Source organism: Eubacterium ramulus, assembly GCF_003122485.1.
Lineage (GTDB): Bacteria > Bacillota > Clostridia > Lachnospirales > Lachnospiraceae > Eubacterium_I > Eubacterium_I ramulus_A.
This window is the reverse complement of the sequence record NZ_JRFU01000099.1, coordinates 1-6,503: the sequence shown is the minus strand read 5'-3', so window position 1 is coordinate 6,503 and position 6,503 is coordinate 1. Positions and strand designations below refer to the sequence as shown.

The window sequence follows — 6,503 nt, the reverse complement described above, 5'->3', positions numbered from 1 at the left end:
CGCTGACCAGAATCACGCACCAAGTCTCACGTGCGTTCGACTTGAATCATCCGAGCACCATTTTCATCGGATTCGTATATTCCAATTGCAGTTTCTCTGCTCAGGGCGCACAGTCCATATTTTTCGCATATCTTACTGCACACCCCAAACATCCTTATAAAAAGCAATCGAACCTGCTGTATTTTATTCACGTACCTTCCTTTTTACCGACCAACGTATAGCGTTTTATCCAGATATCAGGTGAGACGTCTGACACCGGATACCAGGATTTTTCTTCTCCGGTAAAACTGTATTTATTTTTTCGATTGCGAATATTAACCGGTACACTGTTATTATACACAGATTCGCTGCAATGCGTGAACAAAACTTTTATCGAATATAGTCCATCGGATTTACCGGTTTTCCTTCTTTTGTCATGGAAAAATACAAGTTTGCGCCTTCTACGGAATAGTATTTGGTCGGCTCTGCCAGATAACCGATAGTATCGCCCTGTTTCACGTAATCTCCCGCGGATACTTCGACTTCTTTTAACTGACCATAGATTGCCTGATAGCTGTCACCAAGCCCGATGGTCACAGTCTGTCCTGTTTCTGCAGTCGTATCCACACCGATCACCTGCCCGTCTGCTGCCGCTGTCACGCGGTCATTGACTGCTCCCGCAATGATCAGTGCCGGATTATACTTATACTGATCCAATGTGGCAAAATAAACCGAACTGTCCATGCTGTAGTTCAAGATCACATCGCCTTCCAGGGGCCAGCTGATGGTGTCCGATGCAGAAAAATGCATCACCGGTTCTTCACTGGTCTGCACCTGACTGTTTAACGCCGTCGTATCGGTGCTTCCCTGTACCGGATCTGTCTGTGAGATCCCTGTTGTATCAGTCTGTGCGCTGAGATTGTCGGAAACCTGTGATTCCGGTGTCTGTGCCGCCATGGTTTCCTGGGTCTCATCCCCGGTAGAGGTGGTATCTGTCTCAGGCTCCACCCAGTCGTTTTCTGCCAGTGCCACCGCTTCATTTTGTGCGTTTTCCGCATTTTTCTTTTCTCTCTGATAAGCCCCCGCCATGGCAATGACTGCCACCAGCATGATCACTCCTGCGGTCAGATATGATTTCTGTGTATGGATGATTCGTCGCCGTTTTTCCTTTTTTTCAACATGCTCTGTCTTTTTCTGCTTTTCCATTTTTCTCCTCCAGATTCCAGTTCTTACTTATGGTTTTACTGTTATTCTTTCCGAAAAAAATGGATTTATTCAATGCAGTAAAAACGGACTGCAAAAAATACGGAAAATGAACTATGATACCTGCTATAAGAAAAAGAGTTTATTCCTTTATCGCAATTATAGTAAATTAATGAATCATATTATATGCCGATTTCTATATACCCTCAACTAACTTTTACCATGATTTGATGCTGACACCAGTATAATAGTAAGTCAAAATTTCGCGGCAGTTTTTCCCCTGTTTTGCCCGCTCATTTGCCCCATACTGGCTAAGTCCCAGTCCATGTCCGATGCCTTTTGTGACAATACGGATTTTCCCGTCCAGTTCAGACAGATAGAAGCAGGCAGAATTCAAATGCAACGCCTGACGCACCGCTTCCCCGTTTGCTACCGTTATTCCATAGGTTACCTCCGTCACATATCCGGCACTGTCGCGTTTGGATAATTCCAATGCGCCGGGCATTTGAGCCGCATCCAACACCTCATCTTGAAAAATCAATGCCAATGCATTTACAAAATCCTGTTTTTCCATGTAACTGACATTCAAAAATCCGTCCGCAAGCATATCATCTTCGCTGTCGACACTCTGTAGCCAGATATAATCCTCCTGACCGGGAACTTCGGATGCGTTTCTGGTTTTACAATTTGCGGCATAATGATAAGCTGCCTGAATCGTCTGATCTTCACAGGTCAGGATTTCGCCGGATGTTTCCTCCACTGCCTGTCTGAGTTTTTCCATGTTGGATTCGTAAGAAGTTCCCCAAATTTTCTTCAATTCCTGTTCTGTGTAACTTTCTAACTCAGAATCAGATACAGTCCATTCTATATTTGTGTCCTGAATCTTTTTACTTTTGTCTGAGTCATTTTCACTTGTTGTACTTTTTCCTGTCTCTTTTTTTGCTGACAGATTTTCTTCCGATACATTTTCACCTGTCTGAGTTTTGCCTGCTGCATCTTCATCTGTTTGTGCTTCTGCCAATGCTTTCTGATAGCTTTTCCACAGGTTGGTTCGGGCAATAATCGTCTGTGCCTTCAGGCATTCCGATTCACTATCTATCGAAATTTCCCGTGCCACCACAAAGGGCAATTGTTCTTCGATCTGCTCCTGTACAGGATGTGTCTGTTTTCCTCCAAAACCGCCTCTCACCCAAACGGTCAGCAAATACGGAACAAAAATAATTAATATAAAAATTGAGCCATAAAGTTTGAATTTTTCTTTCATTCTAAACTTTATGACTCAGATTATTTTTTATTCCACAGATAATTTATTATGAACTTTAATATTCCTATCATCTGCAGAATTTCAATTCTTATCCGATAATTACTACATCTCAGAAAAAGCATTCGATAAAGCTGCAAATTCTGCAAGTGTCAATGCTTCACCACGGATTGTCAACGGTTTATCAATCGCTGTGATCGCCGCCTCAATCTGCTCCTTGGTGAAATTAATCTCACCGGAATTTTTCAGTCCATTTACCAGTGTTTTTCTGCGCTGATTGAAGGATGCGCGGATAATACGAAACATCAGTTTTTCGTCTTTGACATCAACGACTGGTGTCTCATGTCTGGTCAGACGAATGACTGCGGAACCAACATTCGGACGCGGCATGAAGCAGTTCGGTGGCACGTTTGCCACGATTTCCGGATTTGCATAATACTGTACTGCCAGAGACAGCGCACCGTATTCCTTGGAACCCGGTCCTGTTTTCATACGGTCTGCAACTTCCTTCTGCACCATGATCGTAATGCTCTCGATTGGCACATGGCTCTCGAACAGACCCATGATGATCGGTGTCGTAATATAATATGGCAGATTGGCTACCACCTTGATCGGACGGCCGCCGTTTTTCTCCTCTACCAGTTTGTTAATATCTACTTTTAAAATATCTTCATTGATGACAGTTACATTATCAAACGCTTTCAGTGTGTCACCTTCCAGAATCGGGATCAGCACTTTGTCGATCTCCACCGCAACAACCTCACGGGCTGTGCAGGCAAGATACTGTGTCATGGTTCCGATACCCGGTCCAATCTCCAGAACAAAATCGTCTGGTGTGATACCGGCCTCGTCGATAATGCGCTCCAGCACATGAGTATCGATCAGGAAGTTCTGACCAAATTTTTTCTGAAATGCAAATTTATAACGGTTTAATACCGCAATGGTCTCCTGCGGATTTCCAAGATACGGTTTTGGTCTGTTTTCACTCATATTCCTATGTTCTCCTATATTATATGAAAAACAATGATTTTCCATATTCAAGTTTTATACTCTGCAAATATTGTCTATTTCTAACCAACTCAAATGCAAATGAGAATTAATGCACAACTCACTTTCTTATTTGGATAAAAACAGCTTTCTTGCATTTTCTTCGGTAACAGCAATCACTTCTTCTTTGGAAATTCCTTTCAGATCTGCGATTTCCTGTGCCACATAATCGATATACGCGGAATTGTTGCGTTTTCCGCGAAACGGTGTTGGTGCCATGTACGGACAGTCTGTTTCCAGCAAAATGCGCTCCAGAGGAATCTGTCGTGCAGTTTCTTTCGCCTTTTTCGCATTTTTAAAAGTCACCACACCGCCAAGTCCGATATGATATCCAAGCTTTACATATTCCTGCGCCATTTCCGGAGAATAGGAATAGCAGTGAATCACGCCGCGCTGATTTTTACCACGGGCAGCGATCAGATCAAAGGTATCTTTTGCCGCATCGCGGCTGTGTACCGCGATCGGCAGATCCAGCTCTTTTGCCAGATCCATCTGCTGTACAAACCAGTGCTGCTGCACTTCGTGGGGCTGTACATCCCAGTGATAATCCAAACCTATTTCGCCAATGGCTACCACTTTTTCTTCGGTGCGGGCTGTTTCCCGCAGACGGGCAAAAGTCTGATCATTTAAGTCTCCTACCTCATCCGGGTGAACGCCAACCGCTGCATAGACAAATGGATACTGATGCGCCAGCTCCACACTGCGCCAACAGCCGTCTAAAGATGCGCCGACATTTATGATCGTGCCGACATTCTGCTCCGCCATGCCGAGAAGCAGCACCTCTCTGTCTGTATCAAACTGTTCATCATCATAATGTGCATGTGTGTCAAAAATCATTAGCAGATCTCCGCTCCGGATGGCATTGTTTTCTCCGGTGTCATCAGGGACAGATTACCCTCTGCGTCCTCTGCGCATAACAGCATACCTTCAGAAAGAACGCCTGCCAGTTTTGCCGGTTTCAGGTTTACAAGTACCATGACTTTTTTGCCGACCATCTCTTCCGGTGTGTAATGTTTCTGGATTCCGGAAACGATCTGTTTTACCTGACTTCCGATTTTTACCTGAGAGCAAAGCAGTTTTTTGGATTTTTTCACTTTTTCGCAGGCAATGATCTCGCCAACCTGGAACTGCATTTTTCCAAAGTCTTCAAAAGTGATCTCTTCCTTCGGCTCAATGTCGATGACTTCCTCGTCTGCTTTTGCTTCCTCAGCCGGTGCTTCTTCTTTTACCTGCGGATGAAGTTCTTCTACTTTTTTCATAACCTCTGCAAGATCCAGACGTGCAAACAGGATTTCCGGTTTATCTGTTACTTTCAGACCATTCTCACGCAGACCGAAAGTTGTCAGATCATCAAAATCACGCTCTGTACCGTTGATCTGAGCAAGAATTTTTGCAGATGTCTCAGGCAGGTAGCTCTTTAACAGCTCTGCACCGATGTTGATGCTCTCTACCAGATTGTAGAGAACTTCTGCCAGACGATCCTGTTTTGCCTCGTCTTTTGCAAGTGCCCAAGGCATGGTCTCGTCGATATATTTATTACATCTTTTGAATAAGGTAAATACTTCTGAAATTGCATCTGCCACACGCAGCTGATCCATTTTTGCAGCTACTTTGTCGCGGGTTCCTGTTACAACTGCTTTGAGGTCAGCATCTACGTCTTCCTCAACGCCTGTTTTGTTTACCACGCCGCCAAAATATTTGTTGCTCATGGAGATGGTACGGTTTACAAGGTTTCCAAGAGTATTCGCAAGGTCGGAGTTTACACGCTCAACCATCAGCTCCCAGGAAATGGTTCCATCATTTTCAAACGGCATCTCATGAAGTACGAAGTAACGAACCGCATCTACGCCGAAGAAATCTACCAGCTCATCTGCATACAGTACGTTTCCTTTGGATTTACTCATTTTTCCATCACCCTGAAGTAACCACGGATGTCCAAATACCTGTTTCGGCAATGGAAGATCCAGTGCCATCAGGAAGATCGGCCAGTAAATGGTATGGAAACGGATGATATCTTTACCGATCAGATGAAGGTCTGCCGGCCAGTTTTTCTTGAACAGGTCAGAAGAATTACCATCTGCATCGTAACCGATTTTTGTGATATAGTTTGTCAGCGCATCAAGCCATACATAAACAATGTGCTTCGGATCAAAATCTACCGGAATACCCCAGCTGAAGGATGTTCTGGATACACACAGATCCTGCAGTCCCGGAAGCAGGAAGTTGTTCATCATCTCATTTTTTCTGGAAACCGGCTGAATGAACTCCGGATGAGTGTTGATGTAGTCGATGAGGCGGTCAGCGTATTTGCTCATTTTGAAGAAATATGCTTCCTCCTGAGCCGGCTGAACCTCACGGCCGCAGTCCGGGCATTTGCCGTCTACCAGCTGAGACTCTGTGAAGAAAGACTCACACGGTGTGCAGTACATTCCTTCGTAATATCCTTTGTAAATATCTCCCTGATCGTACAGTTTTTTGAAGATTTTCTGTACCTGTTTCTCATGATCCTCATCAGTTGTACGGATGAAGTTGTCATAAGAAGCATTCATCAGATCCCAGATACGTTTTACTTCTCCGGCAGTTTTGTCAACATACTCCTTCGGTGTAATGCCGGCTGCCTCTGCCTTTAACTCGATTTTCTGACCATGCTCGTCTGTTCCGGTCTGGAAGTATACGTCATAACCTTCCTGACGTTTGTAACGGGCGATACTGTCTGCCAGCACGATCTCATAAGTGTTTCCAATGTGCGGTTTGCCGGAAGTGTAGGCAATCGCTGTGGTCATATAATATTTTCCTTTGCAGGTTTTACACATAATCAAATCACTCCTTTTTTGGTATTTATCGGATGAACTGTCTGCATAATAATCTACTTAAATAAAGACTCAACAGTTCTTTTTTCCTAGTAGTTAAGCGTATCACAGGCACCTTGAAAAGTCAATGAAGCAGGCAGTCATAATGCCGGATTTTTGCGCCGACCGGAACGGAGTGTAGAGCGCAGTGATTCTGAAAAGAA

Annotated in this window: 5 protein-coding genes; all 5 read right to left on the bottom strand. The window is 44.2% G+C overall.

Translation table 11 applies throughout. From position 1 onward, the window contains the following. Positions 1-369: 369 nt before the first annotated feature. The gene (locus LG34_RS08630; protein WP_242979839.1) at positions 370-1,185 is read right to left on the bottom strand and encodes a M23 family metallopeptidase; all 816 of its coding nucleotides are present in this window, start codon (positions 1,183-1,185) and stop codon (positions 370-372) included. Positions 1,186-1,399: 214 nt separating this feature from the next. Then, positions 1,400-2,446 carry a SpoIID/LytB domain-containing protein gene (locus LG34_RS08625; RefSeq protein WP_109215730.1) on the bottom strand — a complete coding sequence of 349 codons (1,047 nt, stop codon included), beginning with the start codon at positions 2,444-2,446 and terminating at the stop codon, positions 1,400-1,402. 102 nt (positions 2,447-2,548) lie between these two features. After that, positions 2,549-3,433 (bottom strand): 16S rRNA (adenine(1518)-N(6)/adenine(1519)-N(6))-dimethyltransferase RsmA, encoded by an 885-nt coding sequence (gene rsmA, locus LG34_RS08620; protein WP_109215729.1) that lies wholly within the window; start codon positions 3,431-3,433, stop codon positions 2,549-2,551. A gap of 126 nt (positions 3,434-3,559) precedes the next feature. Then, the gene (locus LG34_RS08615) at positions 3,560-4,327 is read right to left on the bottom strand and encodes a TatD family hydrolase (RefSeq protein WP_109215728.1); all 768 of its coding nucleotides are present in this window, start codon (positions 4,325-4,327) and stop codon (positions 3,560-3,562) included. Further along, on the bottom strand, positions 4,327-6,303 hold the full coding sequence (metG, locus tag LG34_RS08610) for a methionine--tRNA ligase (protein WP_109215727.1): 1,977 nt from the start codon (positions 6,301-6,303) through the stop codon (positions 4,327-4,329). The genes LG34_RS08615 and metG overlap by 1 nt, the downstream gene beginning before the upstream one ends. Positions 6,304-6,503 lie beyond the last annotated feature (200 nt).

Excerpts from the sequence above, each read along its gene's own strand:
- LG34_RS08630 (WP_242979839.1), bottom strand. The coding sequence starts at position 1,185 with ATGGAAAAGCAGAAAAAGACAGAGCATGTTGAAAAAAAGGAAAAACGG.
- LG34_RS08625 (WP_109215730.1), bottom strand. The coding sequence starts at position 2,446 with ATGAAAGAAAAATTCAAACTTTATGGCTCAATTTTTATATTAATTATT.
- rsmA (WP_109215729.1), bottom strand. The coding sequence starts at position 3,433 with ATGAGTGAAAACAGACCAAAACCGTATCTTGGAAATCCGCAGGAGACC.
- LG34_RS08615 (WP_109215728.1), bottom strand. The coding sequence starts at position 4,327 with ATGATTTTTGACACACATGCACATTATGATGATGAACAGTTTGATACA.
- metG (WP_109215727.1), bottom strand. The coding sequence starts at position 6,303 with ATGTGTAAAACCTGCAAAGGAAAATATTATATGACCACAGCGATTGCC.